The 20,242-nt window shown below is 64.3% G+C and carries 32 protein-coding genes and 1 pseudogene; 32 read left to right on the top strand and 1 reads right to left on the bottom strand.

What is annotated here, in order from left to right:
• The 29 genes and pseudogenes from D577_RS0106070 to rplQ all read left to right on the top strand — a co-directional run.
• A pseudogene (locus D577_RS0106070) lies at positions 1-285 on the top strand (elongation factor Tu); the annotation flags it as partial.
• A 6-nt stretch (positions 286-291) separates the two neighbouring features.
• On the top strand, positions 292-603 hold the full coding sequence (gene rpsJ / locus D577_RS0106065) for a 30S ribosomal protein S10 (RefSeq protein WP_018870684.1): 312 nt from the start codon (positions 292-294) through the stop codon (positions 601-603).
• A 107-nt stretch (positions 604-710) separates the two neighbouring features.
• Entirely contained in the window at positions 711-1,355 is a 645-nt protein-coding gene (rplC, locus tag D577_RS0106060) for a 50S ribosomal protein L3 (RefSeq protein WP_026288932.1), read from the top strand.
• A 5-nt stretch (positions 1,356-1,360) separates the two neighbouring features.
• On the top strand, positions 1,361-1,966 hold the full coding sequence (gene rplD, locus D577_RS0106055) for a 50S ribosomal protein L4 (protein ID WP_018946636.1): 606 nt from the start codon (positions 1,361-1,363) through the stop codon (positions 1,964-1,966).
• Entirely contained in the window at positions 1,963-2,259 is a 297-nt protein-coding gene (rplW, locus tag D577_RS0106050; RefSeq protein ID WP_018870681.1) for a 50S ribosomal protein L23, read from the top strand. Before rplD ends, rplW begins: the two co-directional genes overlap by 4 nt.
• A 2-nt stretch (positions 2,260-2,261) precedes the next feature.
• A complete protein-coding gene (rplB, locus tag D577_RS0106045) occupies positions 2,262-3,083 on the top strand; it encodes a 50S ribosomal protein L2 (protein WP_018946635.1) in 822 nt (273 codons plus the stop codon).
• A gap of 12 nt (positions 3,084-3,095) precedes the next feature.
• Positions 3,096-3,368, top strand: coding sequence for a 30S ribosomal protein S19 (gene rpsS / locus D577_RS0106040; RefSeq protein WP_018870679.1), 273 nt, complete (start codon positions 3,096-3,098; stop codon positions 3,366-3,368).
• Positions 3,369-3,378: 10 nt separating this feature from the next.
• The gene (rplV, locus tag D577_RS0106035) at positions 3,379-3,720 is read left to right on the top strand and encodes a 50S ribosomal protein L22 (protein WP_018946634.1); all 342 of its coding nucleotides are present in this window, start codon (positions 3,379-3,381) and stop codon (positions 3,718-3,720) included.
• A gap of 2 nt (positions 3,721-3,722) precedes the next feature.
• The gene (gene rpsC / locus D577_RS0106030) at positions 3,723-4,403 is read left to right on the top strand and encodes a 30S ribosomal protein S3 (protein ID WP_018946633.1); all 681 of its coding nucleotides are present in this window, start codon (positions 3,723-3,725) and stop codon (positions 4,401-4,403) included.
• 10 nt (positions 4,404-4,413) lie between these two features.
• Complete coding sequence (rplP, locus tag D577_RS0106025) at positions 4,414-4,827, top strand: 50S ribosomal protein L16 (RefSeq protein ID WP_018870676.1); 414 nt, start codon at positions 4,414-4,416, stop codon at positions 4,825-4,827.
• Positions 4,827-5,021: a 50S ribosomal protein L29 gene (rpmC, locus tag D577_RS0106020; RefSeq protein ID WP_018946632.1), complete on the top strand. Its 195-nt coding sequence runs from the start codon at positions 4,827-4,829 to the stop codon at positions 5,019-5,021. The genes rplP and rpmC overlap by 1 nt, the downstream gene beginning before the upstream one ends.
• 5 nt (positions 5,022-5,026) lie before the next feature.
• Entirely contained in the window at positions 5,027-5,293 is a 267-nt protein-coding gene (gene rpsQ / locus D577_RS0106015) for a 30S ribosomal protein S17 (RefSeq protein WP_018870674.1), read from the top strand.
• 22 nt (positions 5,294-5,315) lie between these two features.
• On the top strand, positions 5,316-5,684 hold the full coding sequence (gene rplN, locus D577_RS0106010) for a 50S ribosomal protein L14 (RefSeq protein WP_018870673.1): 369 nt from the start codon (positions 5,316-5,318) through the stop codon (positions 5,682-5,684).
• A gap of 7 nt (positions 5,685-5,691) precedes the next feature.
• Positions 5,692-6,006: a 50S ribosomal protein L24 gene (gene rplX / locus D577_RS0106005; RefSeq protein WP_018946631.1), complete on the top strand. Its 315-nt coding sequence runs from the start codon at positions 5,692-5,694 to the stop codon at positions 6,004-6,006.
• 18 nt (positions 6,007-6,024) lie between these two features.
• Positions 6,025-6,564: a 50S ribosomal protein L5 gene (rplE, locus tag D577_RS0106000; protein WP_018946630.1), complete on the top strand. Its 540-nt coding sequence runs from the start codon at positions 6,025-6,027 to the stop codon at positions 6,562-6,564.
• A gap of 13 nt (positions 6,565-6,577) precedes the next feature.
• Positions 6,578-6,883 carry a 30S ribosomal protein S14 gene (gene rpsN / locus D577_RS0105995; protein WP_018870670.1) on the top strand — a complete coding sequence of 102 codons (306 nt, stop codon included), beginning with the start codon at positions 6,578-6,580 and terminating at the stop codon, positions 6,881-6,883.
• 12 nt (positions 6,884-6,895) lie between these two features.
• The gene (rpsH, locus tag D577_RS0105990; RefSeq protein ID WP_018870669.1) at positions 6,896-7,288 is read left to right on the top strand and encodes a 30S ribosomal protein S8; all 393 of its coding nucleotides are present in this window, start codon (positions 6,896-6,898) and stop codon (positions 7,286-7,288) included.
• A 10-nt stretch (positions 7,289-7,298) separates the two neighbouring features.
• Entirely contained in the window at positions 7,299-7,829 is a 531-nt protein-coding gene (rplF, locus tag D577_RS0105985; protein ID WP_018946628.1) for a 50S ribosomal protein L6, read from the top strand.
• A 10-nt stretch (positions 7,830-7,839) separates the two neighbouring features.
• Positions 7,840-8,193, top strand: coding sequence for a 50S ribosomal protein L18 (rplR, locus tag D577_RS0105980; RefSeq protein ID WP_018946627.1), 354 nt, complete (start codon positions 7,840-7,842; stop codon positions 8,191-8,193).
• Between the two features lie 24 nt (positions 8,194-8,217).
• The gene (rpsE, locus tag D577_RS0105975) at positions 8,218-8,724 is read left to right on the top strand and encodes a 30S ribosomal protein S5 (protein ID WP_018870666.1); all 507 of its coding nucleotides are present in this window, start codon (positions 8,218-8,220) and stop codon (positions 8,722-8,724) included.
• 2 nt (positions 8,725-8,726) lie between these two features.
• Complete coding sequence (rpmD, locus tag D577_RS0105970) at positions 8,727-8,906, top strand: 50S ribosomal protein L30 (protein ID WP_018870665.1); 180 nt, start codon at positions 8,727-8,729, stop codon at positions 8,904-8,906.
• A 1-nt stretch (position 8,907) separates the two neighbouring features.
• Positions 8,908-9,339 (top strand): 50S ribosomal protein L15, encoded by a 432-nt coding sequence (rplO, locus tag D577_RS0105965; RefSeq protein WP_018870664.1) that lies wholly within the window; start codon positions 8,908-8,910, stop codon positions 9,337-9,339.
• A gap of 2 nt (positions 9,340-9,341) precedes the next feature.
• Positions 9,342-10,694: a preprotein translocase subunit SecY gene (gene secY, locus D577_RS0105960; RefSeq protein WP_019590827.1), complete on the top strand. Its 1,353-nt coding sequence runs from the start codon at positions 9,342-9,344 to the stop codon at positions 10,692-10,694.
• Between the two features lie 15 nt (positions 10,695-10,709).
• Positions 10,710-10,823 carry a 50S ribosomal protein L36 gene (rpmJ, locus tag D577_RS13990; RefSeq protein ID WP_018935185.1) on the top strand — a complete coding sequence of 38 codons (114 nt, stop codon included), beginning with the start codon at positions 10,710-10,712 and terminating at the stop codon, positions 10,821-10,823.
• A gap of 65 nt (positions 10,824-10,888) precedes the next feature.
• A complete protein-coding gene (rpsM, locus tag D577_RS0105955; RefSeq protein WP_018870662.1) occupies positions 10,889-11,245 on the top strand; it encodes a 30S ribosomal protein S13 in 357 nt (118 codons plus the stop codon).
• A 21-nt stretch (positions 11,246-11,266) separates the two neighbouring features.
• Entirely contained in the window at positions 11,267-11,656 is a 390-nt protein-coding gene (gene rpsK / locus D577_RS0105950; protein WP_018870661.1) for a 30S ribosomal protein S11, read from the top strand.
• A gap of 15 nt (positions 11,657-11,671) precedes the next feature.
• Complete coding sequence (gene rpsD, locus D577_RS0105945; protein WP_018870660.1) at positions 11,672-12,292, top strand: 30S ribosomal protein S4; 621 nt, start codon at positions 11,672-11,674, stop codon at positions 12,290-12,292.
• Positions 12,293-12,322: 30 nt separating this feature from the next.
• Entirely contained in the window at positions 12,323-13,312 is a 990-nt protein-coding gene (rpoA, locus tag D577_RS0105940; protein ID WP_018946626.1) for a DNA-directed RNA polymerase subunit alpha, read from the top strand.
• Positions 13,313-13,354: 42 nt separating this feature from the next.
• Complete coding sequence (gene rplQ, locus D577_RS0105935; RefSeq protein WP_018946625.1) at positions 13,355-13,738, top strand: 50S ribosomal protein L17; 384 nt, start codon at positions 13,355-13,357, stop codon at positions 13,736-13,738.
• A 119-nt stretch (positions 13,739-13,857) separates the two neighbouring features.
• Here the strand turns inward: rplQ and uvrA are convergent, their stop codons facing one another.
• Positions 13,858-16,710, bottom strand: a complete 2,853-nt coding sequence (uvrA, locus tag D577_RS0105930) for an excinuclease ABC subunit UvrA (protein WP_026288931.1) — start codon at positions 16,708-16,710, stop codon at positions 13,858-13,860.
• A gap of 158 nt (positions 16,711-16,868) precedes the next feature.
• Here uvrA and D577_RS0105925 point away from each other — a divergent pair, with 158 nt between their 5' ends.
• The 3 genes from D577_RS0105925 to miaB all read left to right on the top strand — a co-directional run bounded on the left by D577_RS0105925 (position 16,869) and on the right by miaB (position 20,241).
• Complete coding sequence (locus D577_RS0105925) at positions 16,869-18,239, top strand: MFS transporter (protein WP_018946623.1); 1,371 nt, start codon at positions 16,869-16,871, stop codon at positions 18,237-18,239.
• A gap of 112 nt (positions 18,240-18,351) precedes the next feature.
• Positions 18,352-18,846, top strand: a complete 495-nt coding sequence (ssb, locus tag D577_RS0105920) for a single-stranded DNA-binding protein (RefSeq protein WP_018946622.1) — start codon at positions 18,352-18,354, stop codon at positions 18,844-18,846.
• A gap of 42 nt (positions 18,847-18,888) precedes the next feature.
• The gene (gene miaB, locus D577_RS13590) at positions 18,889-20,241 is read left to right on the top strand and encodes a tRNA (N6-isopentenyl adenosine(37)-C2)-methylthiotransferase MiaB (RefSeq protein WP_018946621.1); all 1,353 of its coding nucleotides are present in this window, start codon (positions 18,889-18,891) and stop codon (positions 20,239-20,241) included.
• The last annotated feature ends 1 nt before the right edge of the window (position 20,242 follow it).

Raw genomic sequence — 20,242 nt, 5'->3', positions numbered from 1 at the left:
CCGCACACCCAGTTCGAGGCGGAAGTGTACATCCTGAACAAGGAAGAGGGCGGTCGTCACACGCCGTTCTTCAACGGGTATCGTCCGCAGTTCTATTTCCGGACGACGGACGTGACGGGTTCGGTCGAGCTGCCGGAAGGCACCGAGATGGTGATGCCGGGCGACAACGTGAAGATGACGGTGTCGCTGATCAGCCCGATTGCCATGGAAGACGGTCTGCGTTTCGCGATTCGCGAAGGCGGCCGCACCGTGGGCGCCGGCGTCGTCTCCAAGATTATCGAGTAAAGATCCATGGCTAATCAGCGTATTCGAATTCGGCTCAAGGCCTTTGACCACCGTCTCATTGACCGGTCAGCGGCCGAAATCGTGGAAACAGCGAAGCGGACCGGGGCCCGGGTCAAGGGCCCCATTCCGCTGCCGACCAAGCGGGAGTCGTACACCGTGCTGACCTCCCCGCATGTCAACAAGGACGCGCGGGATCAGTACGAGCTGCGTACCCACAAGCGCCTGATGGACATCATGGATCCCACGGACAAGACAGTGGACGCGTTGATGAAGCTGGACCTGGCCGCAGGGGTCAATGTTCAGATTCGACTTAACTAAGCGGAAACTTTCTGTCATAATATTGGGCTTTCCGTGGCCCGGCGTTCGGCGCCGGGCCACGACTTTGGGGCGCAGGGCCGCGCCAGCGATTACGAAGGGGTTGGAAAATGGCTCTTGGACTCATTGGTCGCAAGCTTGGAATGACGCGCGTGTTCACCGAAGAGGGCGCGTCGGTGCCGGTCACGGTGCTCGAGGTGGACAATAATCGCGTGGTCCAGGTGAAGCGTGCCGACAGCGATGGCTACGACGCGGTGCAGGTCACGGCCGGCTCGCGCAAGCCGCAGCGGGTGAACCGCGCGGCGAGCGGGCACTTCGCCAGGGCCGAAGTCGAACCCGGGCGAGGGCTCTGGGAATTCCGCCTCGATGGTGAGGAGGCCGAGGGCCTGAGCCCGGGCGACGCGATGACCGTCGAACGGTTCGAAGAGGGCCAGATGGTCGACGTGACCGCGCAGAGCAAGGGCAAGGGTTTCCAGGGGACGGTCAAGCGGCACAACTTCCGTACTCAGGACGCCACCCACGGTAACTCGCTGGCCCATCGGGCGCCGGGATCGATCGGGCAGAACCAGAGCCCGGGTCGCGTGTTCAAGGGCAAGAAGATGGCGGGCCAGATGGGCGCCGAGCGAAAGACCATTCAGAATCTCAGTGTGGTCCGGGTCGATGCGGATCGCGGACTGCTGCTGGTCAAGGGTGCCGTTCCCGGTCCGTCCAGCGCGGACGTGATGATCCGGCCGGCAGTCAAGGCGAAGGGTTGATAACGATGCAGATGACAACAGCCGATACCGGGGCCAGTGTGGAGCTTTCGCCCGCCTGCTTCGAACGCGAGTTCAATGACTCGCTGGTCCACCAGGCCGTGGTGGCGCAATTGGCGGCCGCCCGTCGTGGGACCCGCGCGCAAAAGACTCGTTCGCAGGTCTCCGGAGGCGGTATCAAGCCGTTTCGGCAGAAGGGTACGGGGCGAGCGCGCGCCGGTACGATCCGTAGTCCGCTGTGGATTGGTGGCGGCAAGGTGTTTGCGGCTCGCACGCGGGATTTCTCGCAGAAGCTGAACCGGAAGATGTATCGCGCCGCGCTGGCGTCGATTCTTTCCGAGCTGGTGCGGCAAGAACGGCTGAAGATCGTTTCCAGCTTCAGCGTGGATAGCGGCAAGACGCGTGATGGCGTCGCCGCGCTGCGCCAGCTCGGGATGGAGTCCGGTCTCGTCGTCCTCGATGCCGAGGATGAGCGGACCGACCGGGCATTGAGGAACGTGCCGCGCGTGGATGTGGCGACCCTGGGCGAGATCGGTCCGGCCAATCTCGTCGGAGCCGAAACCGTGGTGATGACCGAAGCGACCGTGCGCCGGATCGAGGAGTGGTTGGCATGAATGGCCGTCTGATGCAGGTAATCCAGGGCCCGGTGGTGTCGGAAAAAGCGACGATGGCCGGGGAGGTCGGGCAATACGTGTTCAAGGTGCTGCCCGATGCAAGCAAGGCCGAGGTGAAGGCTGCCGTCGAGCAGCTCTTCGAGGTGCGCGTGGAAGGCGTGCGCACGCTGCGGCAGCAGGGCAAGACCAAGCGGTTCGGTCGCCAGTTCGGGCGGCGGAATCACTGGAAAAAGGCCTATGTGTCGCTGGCCCCGGGCGAAAGCATTGACATGGGTGAAGGGGAGCAGCTCTGATCATGGCTATTATCAAGACCAACCCCACGTCGGCCGGTCGCCGGCACACGGTGCAGATTCGCGGAGACGGTCTGCATCGAGGCGAACCATATCCGGGCCTCGTCGAGAAGAAGCAGCGGACCGGCGGGCGCAACAACACCGGCCGCATCACTTCGCGGCATATCGGCGGTGGGCACAAGCAGCGCTACCGCACGGTCGACTTCAAGCGGACGAAGGATAATATTCCGGCTCGCGTCGAGCGGCTGGAATACGATCCGAACCGCAGTGCTCATCTGGCGCTTCTGCTGTATCGCGATGGCGAACGTCGGTATATCATTGCGCCGCGCGGGCTGAAAGTCGGGGACACCGTTTCGAGCGGCTCGCAGGCGCCGATCCGGCCCGGCAATGCCATGGCGCTGCGGTCCATCCCGGTGGGCACCACGGTGCACGGCATCGAGCTGAAGCCTGGCAAGGGCGCGCAGCTGGTGCGCTCGGCCGGTGGCAGCGCGCAGGTGGTGGCCCGTGAAGGGCAGCTGGCAACGGTCCGGCTCGCGTCCGGAGAGATGCGCCGCATTCAGTCCGAGTGCCGTGCCGTGGTCGGCGAAGTCGGACACTCCGAGCATTCCCTGCGCAAGTTTGGCAAGGCCGGCGCACGCCGCTGGCAGGGCAAGCGCCCGACGGTCCGCGGTACGGCGATGAACCCGGTCGACCATCCGCATGGGGGCGGTGAAGGCCGCAACTTCGGTCGCCATCCGGTGACCCCGTGGGGGCGCCCGACCAAGGGATTCAAGACCCGTAACAACAAACGTACCGACCGCATGATTGTGCGTCGGCGCAAGAAGTAACGGAGCACGAGCATGCCGCGTTCACTGAAGAAAGGCCCGTTCGTTGACCATCACCTGCGCCAGAAGGTGGAAGTGGCGGCGGAAAAGAACGACCGTCGTCCGATCAAGACCTGGTCCCGGCGTTCGATGATCATTCCGCAGATGGTGGGGCTCACCATCGCGGTGCATAACGGGCGGCAGCATGTCCCGGTGCTCATCAACGAGAACATGGTTGGCCACAAGTTGGGCGAATTCGCCGCGACCCGGACCTTCAAGGGTCACATCGCCAACAAGAAATCGCGCTGAGGACGGTTTGATGGAAACGATCGCAAAACTCCGGTTCGCGCGGATGTCGCCGCAAAAAGCGCGGCTGATTGCTGACCAGGTTCGCGGCATGCCGGTAGAAAAGGCGCTGAACGAACTTGCGTTCAGCCGCAAGAAACCGGCGGCCATCGTCAAGAAGGTGCTGGAATCGGCCATCGCGAACGCCGAAAACAACGACGGCGCCGACATCGACGAACTACGCGTGTCGCGGATCCAGGTCGACGAAGGCCCGGTGCTGAAGCGCATGCAGGCCCGGGCCAAGGGCCGCGGCAATCGTATTCTTAAGCGCACGAGCCACGTGATCGTGGGTGTCAGCGAGAAGGGGGCGAAGTAAGCATGGGTAACAAGGTACATCCGACCGGCATTCGCCTCGGCATCTCGCGCCCGTGGTCCGCCACCTGGTATGCGGACGGCGAGGACTTCGGCGCTACGCTGAACAACGACATCCAGCTGCGGGAATTCCTCCTGAAACGGCTGAGCCACGCGTCCGTGAGCCGCGTGATCATCGAGCGCCCCGCTAAGGCAGCGCACATCACGATTCAGACCGCACGTCCGGGTATCGTGATTGGCAAGAAGGGCGAGGACATCGAGAAGCTGCGCCGGGAAGTGGCGCGCGAGACGGGTCTGGACCAGGGTTCGGTCAAGATCAATATCGAGGAGGTCCGCAAGCCCGAAATCGAGGCCCAGCTGGTGGCCGAAGGCATCGCCCAGCAGCTGGAGCGCCGCATCATGTTCCGTCGGGCGATGAAGCGGGCGGTTGGGAACGCGGTGCGCCTGGGCGCCGAAGGCATCAAGGTGCATGTTTCGGGTCGCCTGAATGGCGCCGAAATCGCCCGGTCCGAGTGGTATCGGGAGGGTCGTGTTCCGCTGCATACGCTTCGTGCGGATATTGACTACGGATTCGCAGAGGCGCGAACGACTTACGGAATCATCGGCGTGAAGGTCTGGATCTTCAAGGGTGAGGTCTTCAGCCTGGAGCCCACCGAAGGCCGCCGCGCCGCGGCCAACGCGAGCTAGGACATAAGCCATGTTGCAGCCAAAAAGAACCAAGTTCAGGAAGCAGTTCAAGGGGCGCAACCGCGGTATGGCGTCCGTGGGGGCCAAGGTGAGCTTCGGCGAGTACGGGCTCCAGGCGGTCGAGCGCGGTCGCGTGAACGCCCGGCAGATCGAAGCCGCACGGCGGGCGATGGTCCGTCACATCAAGCGCGGCGGAAAGATCTGGATTCGGGTGTTCCCCGATGTGCCCGTCACCAGTAAGCCTCTCGAAGTCCGCATGGGCAAGGGCAAGGGCGGTGTCGAGTACTGGGTATGCAAGGTCCAGCCGGGCCGCATGCTTTACGAAATGGAAGGGGTCAACGAGGACGTCGCGCGCGAGGCGTTTCGGCTCGCCGCTGCGAAGCTCCCCGTGAAGACCGTGTTTACGCGTCGGCAGGTGATGTGATGAAAACGTCCGAACTCAGGAACAAGTCCGATCAGGAACTCGGGGGTGAACTCGAGGCCCTGTACAAGGAACAGTTCGGTCTGCGCATGCAGCAGGCCGTCGGGCAGCTTTCGCGTCCCGACCGCATGAAAACCGTGCGGCGCGACATCGCCCGGATCAAGACGCTGATGAACGAACGCAGAACGGCGGGTTAACGAAGATGAACCAGGAAACGACGAAAACCCAGCGCTCCGTTGTGGGTCGCGTGGTCAGCGACAAGATGGACAAGACCCGCACGGTCGTGGTTGAACGGCGCGTTCGGCACCCGCTGTATGGCAAGTTCATTCGCCGCTCGACGAAGCTCCGCGTCCATGACGAGGAAAACGTGTCGAAGGAAGGCGATCGCGTACGGGTTCGGGAGTGCCGGCCCATGTCGAAACAGAAGCGCTTTGCCCTGATCGAAGTGGTCGGGCGCGACGCGCTGTGAACCGGATCCCGGGAGAACATCCATGATTCAGATGCAGACCGTCCTTGAAGCCGCCGATAACTCCGGCGCGCGCCGCATGCAGTGCATTAAGGTCCTGGGCGGATCCCATCGGCGATACGCGCGGATCGGGGACGTCATCAAGGTGTCCGTCAAGGACGCCATTCCCCGGGGCAAGGTCAAGAAAGGCGACGTGTACAATGCCGTGGTCGTGCGTACCGCCTCCGGCGTCCGTCGCTCCGATGGATCGGTGATCCGGTTTGACCGTAACGCTGCGGTGCTGCTGAACAGCCAGTACCAGCCGGTCGGGACCCGCATCTTTGGCCCGGTGACCCGTGAACTGCGTGGAGAGAATTACATGAAGATCATTTCTCTCGCGCCGGAAGTGCTTTGAGGACGTCATGAAAAAGATTCGCAAGGGTGACGATGTCGTCGTGATCGCCGGTAAGGACAAGGGCCGGCGTGGCACGGTGATCAAGGTGCAGGACGACCAGGTCCTGGTGCAGAACATCAACATGGCGAAGAAACACCAGAAACCGAATCCGCAGCAGGGCGTCAGCGGCGGCATCATCGAGAAGGAGATGCCGATGCATATTTCGAACGTTATGCTGTACAACCCGGCAACCGCCAAGGGTGACCGGGTCGGAATTCGGACGCTGGAAGATGGCCGAAAGGTTCGGGTGTATCGCTCGAACGACGAGGTCGTGGACGCTTAACTGCAGGAATATCGGTTTATGGAACGCTTGAAAGAAGATTACGAGTCCAGGATCAAGCCGGCCCTGCAGGAGCAGTTCGGTTACGGCAACGTCATGGAGATCCCGCAGGTCACCAAGGTCACCCTGAACATGGGGCTTGGAGATGCGGTCGCTGACAAGAAGATCATCGAGCATGCGATGGGCGACATGACGGCGATCGCGGGGCAGAAGCCGGTCGTGACCCGGGCGCGCAAATCCATCGCCGGATTCAAGATTCGCGACGGATATCCGATCGGTTGCAAGGTGACGTTGCGGCGCCGCCAGATGTACGAGTTTCTGGATCGTCTGATCAATATCGCGCTGCCTCGTGTACGCGATTTCCGCGGCTTCAGTCCGAAGGCGTTTGACGGCCGCGGCAATTACACCCTCGGGGTGAAGGAACAGATCATCTTTCCGGAGATCGATTACGACCGCGTCGATCGCCTCCGGGGGATGGACATTACGATTACGACCAGCGCCAAGACGGACGCGGAAGCCCGGGCTCTCCTGGAGGCCTTCAACTTCCCCTTCCGGCAGTAAAGAGGTAAGAGGAATGGCCAAGGTATCGATGGTCCAGCGTGAGCGTAAGCGTGAGCGCCTGGCGAAGAAGCACGCCGAGAAACGGCAGGAACTCAAGGCGATTCTCGTCGACGAGAACCGGTCCGGCGAAGAGCGTCTGGAGGCGATGAACAAGCTGCAGAAGCTGCCGCGTGACTCCAGTCCCGTGCGGCAGAAGAATCGCTGTGCCGTGACCGGTCGGCCGAAGGGTTACTATCGCCGGTTTGGCCTGGGCCGAAACAAGCTTCGCGAGTACGCCATGAAGGGCGAGATTCCGGGGCTGCGCAAGGCGAGCTGGTAAGGAGAAACCGCCATGATGACCGATCCGATCGCCGACATGCTCACCCGGCTGCGCAATGCACAGCGCGCCGACAAGGAGCAGGTGTCGATCCCGTATAGCAAGAACAAGGAAGCGATTCTCCGTGTTTTCGCGGACGAGGGCTTCATCGCCGATTACCGTTCGGAAGGCGAAGGTGCTCGCAAGGTGTTGATCGCCACCCTGAAATATTTTCAGGGCCAGCCGGTGATCGAGACCGTTCAGCGCATCTCACGGCCGGGGCTGCGGATTTACCGCGGCAAAAACGAGCTGCCCCGCATCAATGCCGGTCTGGGTGTGGCCGTGATCTCCACGCCGCGCGGCGTGATGAGCGATCGCGCCGCACGCGAGATCGGTCAGGGCGGCGAAGTGCTCTGCAAGATCTACTGAGGACGATTCGATGTCTCGCATTGCAAATCTGCCGCTGGAGCTGCCCAACGGGGTGTCTCTCGATCAGCAGGGCGACCGCATCACGGTCAAGGGGCCCAAGGGGGAGATCTCCCTCTCCGTCCCCGAGACCGTGCTGGTCTCCGTCGAGGACAATACCGTGAGCGTGCAGCCCAGCGAGAAGGCGAAGACCTACGCGATGGCCGGAACCATTCGGTCGTTGCTCGGCAATCATGTCCATGGCGTGAGCCAGGGCTTCGAAATCGTGCTGGAACTGGTCGGGGTTGGATACCGGGCACAGGTTCAGGGCAAGAACCTGAATCTGACGCTCGGGTTTTCTCATCCCATCGATTTCACGATTCCGGAGGGCGTGACCGTCGAGGCCCGTTCGCCCACCGAAATCGCCGTGCAGGGGCATGATCGTCAGAGCGTCGGCCAGGTGGCCGCCGATATCCGCGCGCTGCGTCCCCCGGAGCCCTACAAGGGCAAGGGCGTGAAGTACAAGGACGAGCGTATCCAGCGCAAAGAAGCCAAGAAGAAGTAGGTAGGCACTAGTGGACAAGAAACAGGCCAGAATCAAGCGGGCACGTCGGGCGCGGTACAAGATTCGCGAGCAGGGCGTTCACCGTCTCTGTATCCATCGCACGCCGCGGCACATGTATGCACAGCTCATCGCCCCCAACGGCGACAATGTGGTGGCCGCGGCCTCCACGGTCGAGAAGGACCTGCGCGAGGCAGGAACCTACACCGGGAATGCGGACGCGGCCGCGCGCGTGGGTCAGAAGATTGCCGAGCGTGCGCGCCAGGCGGGTATCCAGGAAGTCGCATTCGACCGTTCCGGATTCCGCTTCCATGGTCGGGTGAAAGCCCTGGCCGATGCTGCCCGCGAGGGCGGGCTCCAGTTCTAGCAGACGGACCCAGCGGAGATAACAATGGCACGTAATGATGTAAGTGAAGCCACCGATGGGCTCCAGGAAAAGCTGATCGGCGTCAACCGTGTAGCCAAGGTCGTCAAGGGCGGCCGGCAGTTCCGGTTCGCCGCCCTGACGGTAGTCGGCGATGGCGAAGGCCGCGTGGGCTTCGGGTATGGCAAGGCGCGCGAGGTTCCGCAGGCGATTCAGAAGGCGATGCAGCAGGCGCGCCTCGAAATGCGGGATGTGGCGTTGCAGGAGGGCACGTTGCACTACGCCGTGAACGGCCGCCACGGGGCGGCGAAGGTCTATATGCAGCCGGCGTCCGAAGGTACCGGAATCATCGCCGGCGGCGCGATGCGCGCGGTCCTGGAGGTCGCGGGCGTCAAGAACGTTCTGGCGAAATGTGTCGGATCCCGCAACCCCATCAATGTGGTGCAGGCGACGATCAACGGACTGGCCATGGTGAACTCGCCCGAACTGATCGCGGCGAAGCGCGGCAAGTCGGTCGAAGACGTGAAGAGCTGATCATGAGCAAACTCAAAGTGAAACTCGTGCGCAGTCCGGCGAATCGAATCCGCAGCCACAAGGCGACGGTTCGGGGTCTCGGTCTGCGCCGGATGCACAGCACCTCGGTGATCGAGGCGACGCCCGAGAATCTGGGGATGGTGCGCAAGGTGCGCTATCTCCTGGACGTAGAGGAAGTCTGAAATGCGACTGAATGAGATTGCGAGCCCGCAGGGCGCCCGGAAGGCCGGGAAACGGGTCGGTCGCGGCATCGGCTCCGGCCTGGGAAAGACCGGCGGACGTGGCCACAAGGGGCAGAAATCTCGCTCCGGCGGTTTCACCAAGACCGGCTTTGAGGGTGGCCAGATGCCGTTGCAGCGTCGGCTGCCCAAGGTCGGCTTCCGCTCGCGCCGGCAGGCCGAAACGGCCGAAGTGCGCCTGAACGAACTGAACCGCGTTGGCGGCGAGGTCAGTCTGGAGACGCTGAAGCAGGCGGGTGTCATCCCGGCCGAGGCGCGTGCAGCGAAGATCTTCGCCTCGGGCGAGGTGTCCGGTGCGGTCACCGTCCGTGGTGTCCGGGTCTCCAGGGGTGCGCGCGCGGCGATCGAGGCCGCGGGCGGCAGCGTCGAGGTCTGACAATGGCGCGCGGACCGGCAGCCCGAGCGGGTGGTGGAGGCGGACTGACCGGCTTCACCGAGTTGCGCAAACGCCTGCTGTTCGTGCTGGGCGCGCTGGTGGTCTATCGGATCGGGACGTTCATTCCGGTGCCGGGCATCAATCCGGTCGCGGTTCAGCAGTTCTTTGAACAGCAAAGCGGCACCATCCTGGACATGTTCAACATGTTCTCCGGCGGTGCGCTGGAGCGTCTGTCGGTCTTTGCGCTGGGAGTGATGCCGTATATCTCGGCGGCCATCATCATGCAGCTTCTGGCTGCGGTGGTGCCGTCTCTGCAGCAATTGAAAAAGGAAGGGGAAGCCGGCCGCCGGAAGATCACACAGTACACGCGGTATGGCACCGTGGTGCTGGCTCTGTTTCAGAGTATCGGGATCGGTATCGCGCTGAACGGGCAGACCATCCAGGGCATGCCGATGGCGTTGAATCCGGGTCCGATCTTCATCTTCACCGTGGTGGTGTCGCTGGTCACGGGAACGCTGTTCCTCATGTGGCTCGGTGAACAGATCACGGAACGGGGCATTGGTAACGGCATTTCGATCATCATCTTCGCCGGAATCGTGGCGGGTCTGCCGGGCGCGATTGGCGGAACGCTGGAACTGGCGCGGACAGGCGAGCTGGCTGCCGCCTTTGTGGTGATCCTGCTGATCCTGGCGCTGGCGGTTACGGCCTTCGTGGTCTTCGTGGAGCGCGGCCAGCGGCGAATTACGATCAACTACGCCAAACGGCAGGTGGGTCGCAAGATGGTCGGTGGGCAGTCGTCCCACCTTCCGTTGAAGCTGAACATGGCCGGGGTGATCCCACCGATCTTCGCGTCGAGCATCATCCTCTTCCCGTCGACACTGGGACAGTGGTTCGGGCAGGCCGAGGGGATGGACTGGCTGCGGGAGATCTCGACCACGCTGGCGCCCGGGCAACCGTTGTACGTGGGCTTTTATGCCGCCGCGATCATATTTTTCTGCTTCTTCTATACCGCGCTGGTATTCAATTCGCGGGATACGGCGGAGAACCTGAAAAAACAGGGTGCGTTCATTCCCGGGATCCGTCCCGGTGTGCAGACGGAGCGCTACATCGACGGTGTGATGACCCGGCTGACAGCAGTGGGTGCGGTGTACATCACCGCGGTGTGTCTGCTGCCCGAGTTCCTCATCCTGTACTGGAACGTGCCGTTCTACTTTGGCGGGACGTCGCTGCTGATCATCGTGATCGTGGTCATGGACTTCATGGCGCAGCTGCAGTCGCACCTGGTATCGCACCAGTATGAAGGCCTGATGAAGAAGGCGAATCTCAAGGGTTTCGGCGGGACCGGGATCCGCTAGCACAGGAGAAGTAAAATGAAGGTACGCGCATCCGTTAAGCCGATTTGCCGCAACTGCAAGGTGGTGCGTCGCAACGGGACCGTTCGTGTGATCTGTACGGAAGCCCGTCACAAGCAGCGCCAGGGCTGAGCTTGGCCGCTGACCGAAACGCTGATACTATAGTCGGCTTTGCCGAATCTTGATGGAGAAGTTGGATGGCTCGCGTCGCTGGAATCAATATTCCTGATCAGAAGCATACGGTGATCGCACTGACGTCGATCTATGGCATTGGTCCCACGCGTGCCCGGCATATCTGCGATTCCGCCGGGGTGCGTCCGGAGATGAAGGTGAGGGATCTCACCGATGCCGAGGTGGATGCGCTGCGGGCCGAGGTGGACAAGTTCCCGGTGGAAGGGGACCTGCGGCGCGAGATCAGCATGAACATCAAGCGACTGATGGATCTCGGTTGCTACCGGGGCGTACGCCATCGTCGCGGCCTTCCGCTGCGCGGGCAGCAGACGCAGACCAACGCGCGCACCCGCAAGGGCCCGCGGCGTCCGATTCGCAAGTAACACGACTGGGAATACAGGTTAATGGCACAAGCGCAGACCCGGACCAAGAAAAAGGTCCGCAAGAACATCGCCGAGGGCGTCGCGCATGTCTACGCGACGTTCAACAACACGATCATCACCATCACCGATCGCCAGGGCAACGCCATCAGCTGGGCGACGTCCGGCGGGTCCGGCTTTCGCGGCTCGCGCAAGTCGACGCCCTTCGCCGCGCAGGTGGCGGCCGAGCGCGCCGGCAATGCAGCGGCGGAGCACGGGGTGAAGAACCTGGACGTCGAGGTCCGCGGCCCGGGGCCGGGGCGCGAGTCGGCGGTGCGTGCGCTGAATAACGCGGGTTTCAAGATCACGAACATCAGTGACGTGACACCAATCCCGCACAATGGTTGCCGGCCGCCCAAGAAGCGGCGCGTCTGAGGCTGGAGTCGAATTATGGGTCGTTATATTGGACCGAAGTGCAAACTGAGTCGTCGCGAGGGTGCCGATCTCGGTCTGAAGAGCCGGGCGCGCGCACTCGAGACGAAGTGCAAGCTGGATCAGCCGCCGGGTCAGCATGGCGAACGCCGTACGCGGCTTTCGGACTATGCGGTACAGCTGCGCGAGAAGCAGAAGCTGCGCCGGACGTACGGTGTACAGGAAAAGCAGTTTCGTAATTATTACCACAAGGCTGCGCAACGGAAGGGTTCGACCGGGGAGAATCTCCTGAAGCTCCTCGAAGGCCGTCTGGATAACGTGGTCTATCGCATGGGCTTCGGCTCGACGCGCTCCGAAGCGCGCCAGCTCGTGGCGCATCGCGCGATTCTGGTCAATGGCCGGGTTGTGAACGTGGCGGCCTATCAGGTTCAGCCGGCGGATGTGGTGAGTGTTCGCGAGAAGGCCCGCAAGCAGGTTCGGATCCAGGATTCCATGACCCTGGCCGAACAAAGCGGTCTGCCCGAGTGGGTGGAGGTCGACAGCAGCAAGTTCGAGGGCACCTTCAAGGCGGTGCCGGATCGTGCGGATCTGCCGGCCGACATCAACGAGTCGCTCGTCGTCGAGCTTTATTCGAAGTAACCGCCAGCGGGCATTTCGCCGGGAGCATCAATGCAAGCCAACGAACTGGTCAACAAACAGCAGATCGAGGTCGAGTCCGAGGCGCGGAATCAGTCGCGCGTGGCGCTCGAGCCGCTGGAGCGGGGATTCGGGCACACGCTCGGCAATGCGCTGCGGCGGGTGCTGCTGTCTTCGATCCCGGGTGCGGCGATCGTCGAAGCCCGCATCCAGGGCGTGCTGCACGAGTACACGACCATTGAGGGTGTGCAGGAAGACGTCGTGGACATCCTGCTCAACCTGAAGGGCGTGGCGCTGCGCATGCATGCGCGGGATGAGTCGACGCTCACGCTGAAGAAAAAGGGTCCGTGTACGGTGACCGCTGCGGACATCCAGGTGGACCATGACGTCGAAGTGGTCAATCCGGAGCACGTGATCGCCACGATCAACAAGGACGTTGAACTGGACATGACGCTGACGGCGCGCACGGGGGAAGGCTACGAGCCGGTCACCGCCCGCCAGAGCGGCGGCGAGACGGACGAAACCGGGATTGGTCGTCTGCAGCTGGACGCGACGTTCAGCCCGATTCGGCGTGTGGCGTATCGGGTGGAAAGCGCCCGTCTGGCCCAACGTACGGACATGGATCGGCTGGTGCTGGAGCTGGAAACGAACGGCGCAATTGCTCCGGACGATGCCGTTCGGCAGGCTGCGACCATCCTGCAGGGGCAACTGGCGCCGTTCGTGGATCTGCAGGAAGAGGCCGCCGAAACCGCGACCGGTGGTGCCAGTGCTGTGGATCCGGTGCTGCTGCGTCCGGTGGACGAGCTTGAGCTTACCGTGCGCTCGGCGAACTGCCTGAAGGCCGAGAACCTGTACTACATCGGTGACCTGGTCCAGCGTACGGAAGTGGAGCTGCTGCGTGCCCCGAATCTCGGCAAGAAGTCGCTGACCGAGATCAAGGACACGCTTGCGACCCACGGGCTTTCCCTGGGTATGCGGCTGGAAAACTGGCCGCCGCCGGGTCTGCGGGACGAGAACGAGTAATCAGTGGGCGTCACACGCCAATAGCATTCAGAGGATAGTCCAATGCGTCATCGTCATTCCGGCCGGCAGCTCGGCCGCAACAGTTCGCACCGCAAGGCCACCATGAAGGCGCTGACGAATGCGCTCATTCGGCACGAGCTGATCAAGACCACGCTGCCCAAGGCGAAGGAGCTTCGCCGGGTAGCCGAGCCGTTGATCACCCTGTCGAAGAATGACAGCGTGCATGCACGGCGCGAGGCGTTCTCCCGGCTGCGGGACAAGGAAACCGTAGGCAAGCTGTTTTCCCAGCTTGGTCCGCGTTACCAGGGACGTCCGGGTGGGTATCTTCGCATCCTCAAGTGCGGCTTCCGCGCGGGGGACAACGCGCCGATGGCCTACGTGGAGCTGGTGGACCGTCCGATGCCGGACGAGGAAGAGGCGGCCTGACGCCAGGTCTGTTGCCGCTGTGTGATGAGGCCGCCCTTCGGGGCGGCCTTTTTCGTTTGGGGATCGTGGTCTGGCCCGTGGGGTAACAGTGCGGGCGGGTCGAGTTTGCGCCGGGCGCGTCAGGCAGAGGCATTCTCGCTGGCGGGCCAGGGGGTGAGCATCGGGCCGAGGAAGTGGCCGGTATGGCTGGCGGGGGTGGCCGCGACGGTTTCGGGTGTTCCGGCGACGATCAGCTGCCCGCCCCCGCTGCCGCCCTCGGGTCCGATGTCGACCAGCCAGTCGGCCGTCTTGATGACGTCGAGGTTGTGTTCGATGACCACGATGGTGTTGCCGTGGTCGCGCAGACGATGCAGGACGCGAAGCAGCTGGGCGATATCCTCGAAGTGGAGACCCGTAGTCGGTTCGTCGAGGATGTAGAGGGTCTTGCCGGTGTCGCGTTTGGACAGTTCGCGGGCGAGCTTGATGCGCTGGGCTTCGCCGCCGGAGAGGGTGGTGGCGTTCTGCCCGAGCTGGATGTAGGAAAGCCCGACCTCCATCAGCATTTCGAGCTTGCGATGGATGACGGGTACCGGCTGGAAGAAGTCCAGCGCCTCTTCGACGGTCATCTCGAGGACCTCGTGGATGTTCTTTCCCTTGTAACGAACCTCGAGGGTCTCGCGGTTGTAGCGCTGGCCGCGGCACACGTCGCAGGGCACGTAGACGTCCGGGAGGAAGTGCATCTCGACCTTGATGACGCCATCACCCTGGCAGGCCTCGCAGCGCCCGCCGCGCACGTTGAAGGAAAAGCGGCCGGGCTTGTAGCCGCGTGAGCGGGCCTCAGCGGTGGCGGCGAACAGCTCCCGGATGGGGGTGAACAGGCCGGTGTAGGTCGCGGGGTTGGATCTTGGCGTGCGGCCGATCGGGCTCTGGTCGATGTCGACCACCTTGTCGATCCGCTCGAGCCCTTCGATGCGGTCGTGGTCGGCGACCGGATGCCGCGCGTTGTGCAGGGTGTTGGCGGCGGCGGGATACAGGGTGGCGTTGACCAGGGTGGACTTGCCGGAGCCGGAGACACCGGTCACGCAGGTGAACAGCCCCAGTGGGAATTCAAAGTCGCCGCCGCGCAGATTGTTGCCGCGCGCACCGCGAACCCGGAGTGTATGGTCCGGATCGGCGGCGTGGCGCTGGTCGGGGATCGCGATACTGCGCCGCCCCGAGAGGTAGGCGCCGGTCAGGGAGTCTTCGCTGGCGGCGATCTCGGCCGGTGTGCCCGCGGCCACGACTTCACCGCCATGGCGGCCGGCCCCGGGTCCGATGTCGAGGACATGATCGGCTTCGCGGATGGCGTCCTCGTCATGTTCCACCACGATGACCGTGTTGCCGAGGTCGCGCAGGCTGGCCAGGGTGTTGAGCAGGCGCGCGTTGTCCCGCTGGTGCAGGCCGATGGAGGGTTCGTCGAGGATGTACATCACGCCGACCAGTGCCGAGCCGATCTGTGACGCCAGGCGGATGCGCTGGGCCTCGCCGCCGGAGAGGGTTTCGGCGGAACGGTCCAGCGTCAGGTAGTCCAGGCCCACATCCACCAGGAAACCGAGCCGTGCGGCGATCTCGCGGACGATCTTTTCCGCGATGCGTGCGAAACGCCCCGGCAGCTCGAGGTCGTCGAAGAAGGCCTGGGCGCCGGCGACGCTCATGTGCGTGACCTCCGGCAGGGTGTGGCCCTTGACGAACACGTTGCGCGCGGCGGCATTGAGACGGGTGCCATGGCAGGAGGGGCAGGGCTGCTCGTTGAGATAGCGCCCCAGTTCCTCGCGCACGGCTGCCGAATCGGTCTCGCGGTAACGGCGTTCGAGGTTGGGGATGATGCCCTCGAAGACCCGATGGTCGGTACGCAGGCGCCCGTTCGCGGCCGGGGTGCTCAGGGGGATCTCCTCGGTGCCGGAGCCGTGCAGGATCACGGCCCGGACTTCCGCCGGCAGGTCCTTCCACGGCGTCTCCACATCGAAGCCGTAGTGGCGTGCCAGGCTGTTCAGGAGGCTGAAGTACCAGGCGTTGCGGCGATCCCACCCCCTTACCGCGCCCCCGGCCAGGCTGACCTCGGGCTGGGCGACCACACGCTCGGGGTCGAAATACTGGTGCACGCCCAGGCCATCACAGGTGGGGCAGGCACCGGCGGGATTGTTGAAGGAGAACAGGCGCGGTTCCAGTTCGCGCAGCGCATAGCCGCACACCGGGCAGGCGAAGCGGGCCGAGAAGGTCATCGGCTCGCGTTCCGGCTCGTCCATCCAGGCGACCAGCGCCAGGCCGTCGGCCAGCTCGGTCGCGGTCTCGAAGGATTCGGCCAGGCGCTGCCGCAGGTCCTCGCGGACCTTGAAGCGGTCGATGACGATCTCGATATTGTGCTTGCGTTTGGGGTCCAGCTCGGGCAAGGCGTCCAGTTCGTGGATCTCGCCGTTGATGCGTGCACGCAGATACCCGTGGGCACGCATGGATTCCAGCAGCTTGTGGTGTTCGCCCTTGCGGTCGCGCACCACCGGCGCCAGCAGCATCAGCTTTTCGCCTTCAGGCATCTCCAGTACCTGGTCGACCATCTGCGAGATGGTCTGTGCGGCCAGGGTCTCGCCGTGATCAGGACAGCGCGGCTCGCCGGCGCGGGCGAACAGCAGGCGCAGGTAGTCATAGATCTCGGTGATGGTGCCGACGGTCGAGCGCGGGTTGTGGGAGGTGCTTTTCTGCTCGATGGAGATGGCCGGGGACAGACCGTCGATCTGGTCGACATCCGGTTTTTCCATCATCGACAGGAACTGCCGCGCGTAGGTCGACAGGCTCTCGACGTAGCGTCGCTGGCCTTCGGCGAACAGGGTGTCGAAGGCCAGCGACGACTTGCCCGACCCCGAGACTCCGGTGATCACGATCAGCCGCTCGCGCGGCAGTTCGATGTGCAGGTCCTTGAGGTTGTGGGTGCGGGCGCCACGGATCTGGATGTTCTGCATCATGGGGTGACGGATACTCCGGAGTCGTTGGGGAACGGCAGCCGGCGGCTGCCAGCCGGCCATGGTAACACCCGGTCACGGCCCGCCGGAGGCCCGGGGCTCTGGTAGACTCCCGTCCGCGTTCGTTCACCGGCGTGCCATTCAGGAGTCCTGACCACATGAATGCCCGCGAGTTGCGAGCCACCACCGGGCTGGCGGCCATTTATGGAGTGCGCATGGCCGGCCTGTTCCTGATCCTGCCGGTGTTCATGCTGCACGCTGACGATATCCCCGGTGCCACGCCGCTGCTCGCCGGGCTGGCGCTGGGGATTTACGGCCTGACCCAGGCGGCCCTGCAGATTCCGTTCGGCTTGCTCTCCGACCGGCTCGGCCGCAAGCCGCTGATCGCCGCGGGGCTGGGGCTGTTCGTGCTGGGCTCTCTGGTGGCGGGGTTCGCCGAGGACATTCACGGGATCATCCTTGGGCGGGCGCTGCAGGGGGCCGGTGCGGTGGCTGCCGTCGTGCTGGCGCTGACCGCAGACCTGGTGACGGAGGAGAGGCGCACGCGGGCACTGGCGGTGATCGGCCTGACGATCGGCCTTACGTTCACCGTGTCCATGGCGCTGGGGCCGGTTCTGGACCGGGGCATCGGGCTCTCGGGCATCTTTCTGGTCGCGGCGGGACTGGGCGTGCTGGCGCTGGTGATCCTCCTGGTGTGGGTGCCCTCGCCGGGGCGGCTGCGTCAGCACCCGGACATGGTTCCGCAGTGGTCGGCCCTGCCCCGGGTCCTGGCGGACCCCGATCTCGCGCGGATGAATGCGGGGATCTTCATCCTGCACCTGGTCCTGGCGGCGAACTTCCTGGTGCTGCCGACGTTCCTGGTCGACGGGGCCGGGCTGGCACCCGCCGACCACTGGGCCTTCTACCTGCCAGTGCTGTTGACCGGTTTCGCGCTGATGCTGCCCGGGGTGATTCTGGGCGAGCGCCGCCGGCGCATGCACGGGGTGCTGCTGGTGGCCATCGGATTGCTGGTGGTTGTTCAGGCAGCCCTGGGGCTGGTCTTCCATCTGGGCGGCGATGTCTGGGTGCTCGCGCTGTTGATGGTCGGCTTTTTTGCCGCCTTCAATCTGCTGGAGGCAGGCCTGCCCGCGATGGTTTCGCGCGCCGCGCCGCTGGCTCACAAGGGGACCGCGATGGGTGGCTTCGCGACCGCCCAGTTCCTCGGCATCTTTGCCGGTGGTGCTCTGGGCGGGGCGTTGCTGGGCCTCGCCGGGCCGGTGGCGGTGCTGCTGGCCAGCGTGCCCGCGCTGATGACGTGGCTCCTGCTGGCCCGCGGACGCACCCCGGAGCACCTCGTTACCCGGACCCTTGCGGTGCCCGCGGTCTGGGAGGGGTATCCGGTGCGTTTGCTGGATGAACTGCGCGCCTGCCCCGGCGTCGCGGAGGTCGTGCTGTCACCGGATGCGGGTTCGGTTTATCTGCGCCTGCGGCCGGAGCTACAGGAGGAGGGAGCTCTGCAAACCTGCCTGGAGCGGGGGCCGGCCCGGTGACCGGCTCGCACTCCGGCGGGCGATCCGCGTCACGCGGGCGGGTTCTGTTGCGCCCGTCAGCGCCTGCTACACTATCGGCTCGATTAACCCGTGCCTGACACAAGGAGTTCCCATGGCCCGCGGAGTCAACAAGGCGATCATTCTCGGCAACCTCGGTGCCGACCCCGAAAAGCGCGAAACGCCCGGCGGGGCGACCGTCACCAACTTCCGCGTGGCCACCACGGAGCAGTGGACCGACAAGCAGAGCGGGGAACGGCGCGAAAACACCGAATGGCACCGGGTCGTAATGTTCGGTCGTCTGGCCGACATCGCCGCGCAGTATCTGTCCAAGGGCTCCCAGGTGTACATCGAGGGCCGGATCCAGACCCGCAAGTGGCAGGGGCAGGACGGTCAGGATCGCTATACCACCGAGATCGTCGCCAGTGACATGCAGCTGGTCGGTGGACGCGGCGGCGGTGGCGCCGGCGGTGCCGCTGCTGCCGGTGGTGGCTACGGCGGCGGTTACGACCCGGGCCCCGGTGGCGGTGGCGACGGCTTCGGGGGCGGTTCGTCCTCCCCGTCGTCCGGTCCGGGCGGCTCCTTCGATGACGATGACGTCCCGTTCTGAGGGGTATCTAAAAGGCACATCAGCTGAGGTGGCCGACACGCAATGACCCGCAAGATCTACATCCAGACCCACGGCTGTCAGATGAACGAGTACGACTCCGACCGCATGCTGGACGCCCTGAAGGCGGACGGCGGTGCGGAGCGTACCGAGGATCCCGAACAGGCCGATGTTCTGCTGCTGAACACCTGTTCGATCCGCGAGAAGGCCCAGGAGAAGGTCTTCTCGCTGCTGGGCCGCTGGCGCGCGATCAAGGAGCGCCGGCCGGGGATGGTGATCGGGGTCGGTGGCTGCGTGGCGAGTCAGGAGGGCGAGGCCCTGCGTCAGCGCGCGCCGTACGTGGATCTGGTGTTCGGGCCGCAGACCCTGCACCGCCTGCCGGAGATGATCCGCGAGGCGCAGCGGGCGCGGGCCCCGGTGGTCGACATCTCGTTTCCCGAGATCGAGAAGTTCGACCGCCTGCCCGAACCGCAGGCCGAGGGCCCCACGGCCTTCGTCTCGGTGATGGAGGGCTGCTCGAAGTACTGCAGCTTCTGCGTGGTGCCCTATACCCGCGGCGACGAGATCTCGCGCCCGTTCGACGACGTGATCGCCGAGGTGGTGGCGCTGGCCGAGCAGGGGGTGAAGGAGATCAACCTGCTGGGGCAGAACGTGAATGCCTATCGTGGTCCGATGGAGGACGGCGACACCGCCGATCTTGCGCTGCTGATCCATTACGTGGCGGCGGTGGACGGGATCGAGCGCATCCGCTTCACCACCTCGCATCCGGTGGAGTTCTCCGACTCCCTGATCCAGGCCTTCGCCGACGAACCCAAGCTGGTCAGCCACCTGCATCTGCCGGTGCAGAGCGGCTCCGACCGGATCCTGGCGCAGATGAAGCGCGGGCACACCGTGGTCGAATACAAGTCGAAGATCCGGCGCCTGCGCGAGGCGCGTCCGGACCTGGATCTGTCGTCGGATTTCATCGTCGGTTTCCCCGGCGAGACCGACGCCGATCACCGGGCGACCATGGACCTGATCGAGGAACTGCACTTCGATTTTTCCTTCAGCTTTATCTACAGCGCGCGTCCGGGCACGCCGGCAGCCTCGCTTCCGGACGACGTGCCGATGGCGGTGAAAAAGGCCCGCCTCGCGGAATTGCAGGCGTTGATCGAGCAGTACGGGCGCGAGCGCAACCAGTCGATGGTCGGCAGCATCGAGCCGGTCCTGGTCGAAGGGCCGGCGAAGCGCAACCCGGACGAGCTCGCCGGACGCACCGCCAACAACCGCATCGTGAACTTCCCGGCCGACCCGGCGCTGATCGGACAGATGGTGCCGGTGGAGATCACCGAGGCCCTGGCCCATTCGCTGCGCGGACGCCGGGTGCAGGAGCCCGCGCCGGCCGTCGCGACGGCCTGAT

This window comes from Thioalkalivibrio sp. AKL17, from assembly GCF_000377885.1.
GTDB lineage: Bacteria > Pseudomonadota > Gammaproteobacteria > Ectothiorhodospirales > Ectothiorhodospiraceae > Thioalkalivibrio > Thioalkalivibrio halophilus.
This window is presented reverse-complemented; position numbering and strand designations above follow the sequence as displayed.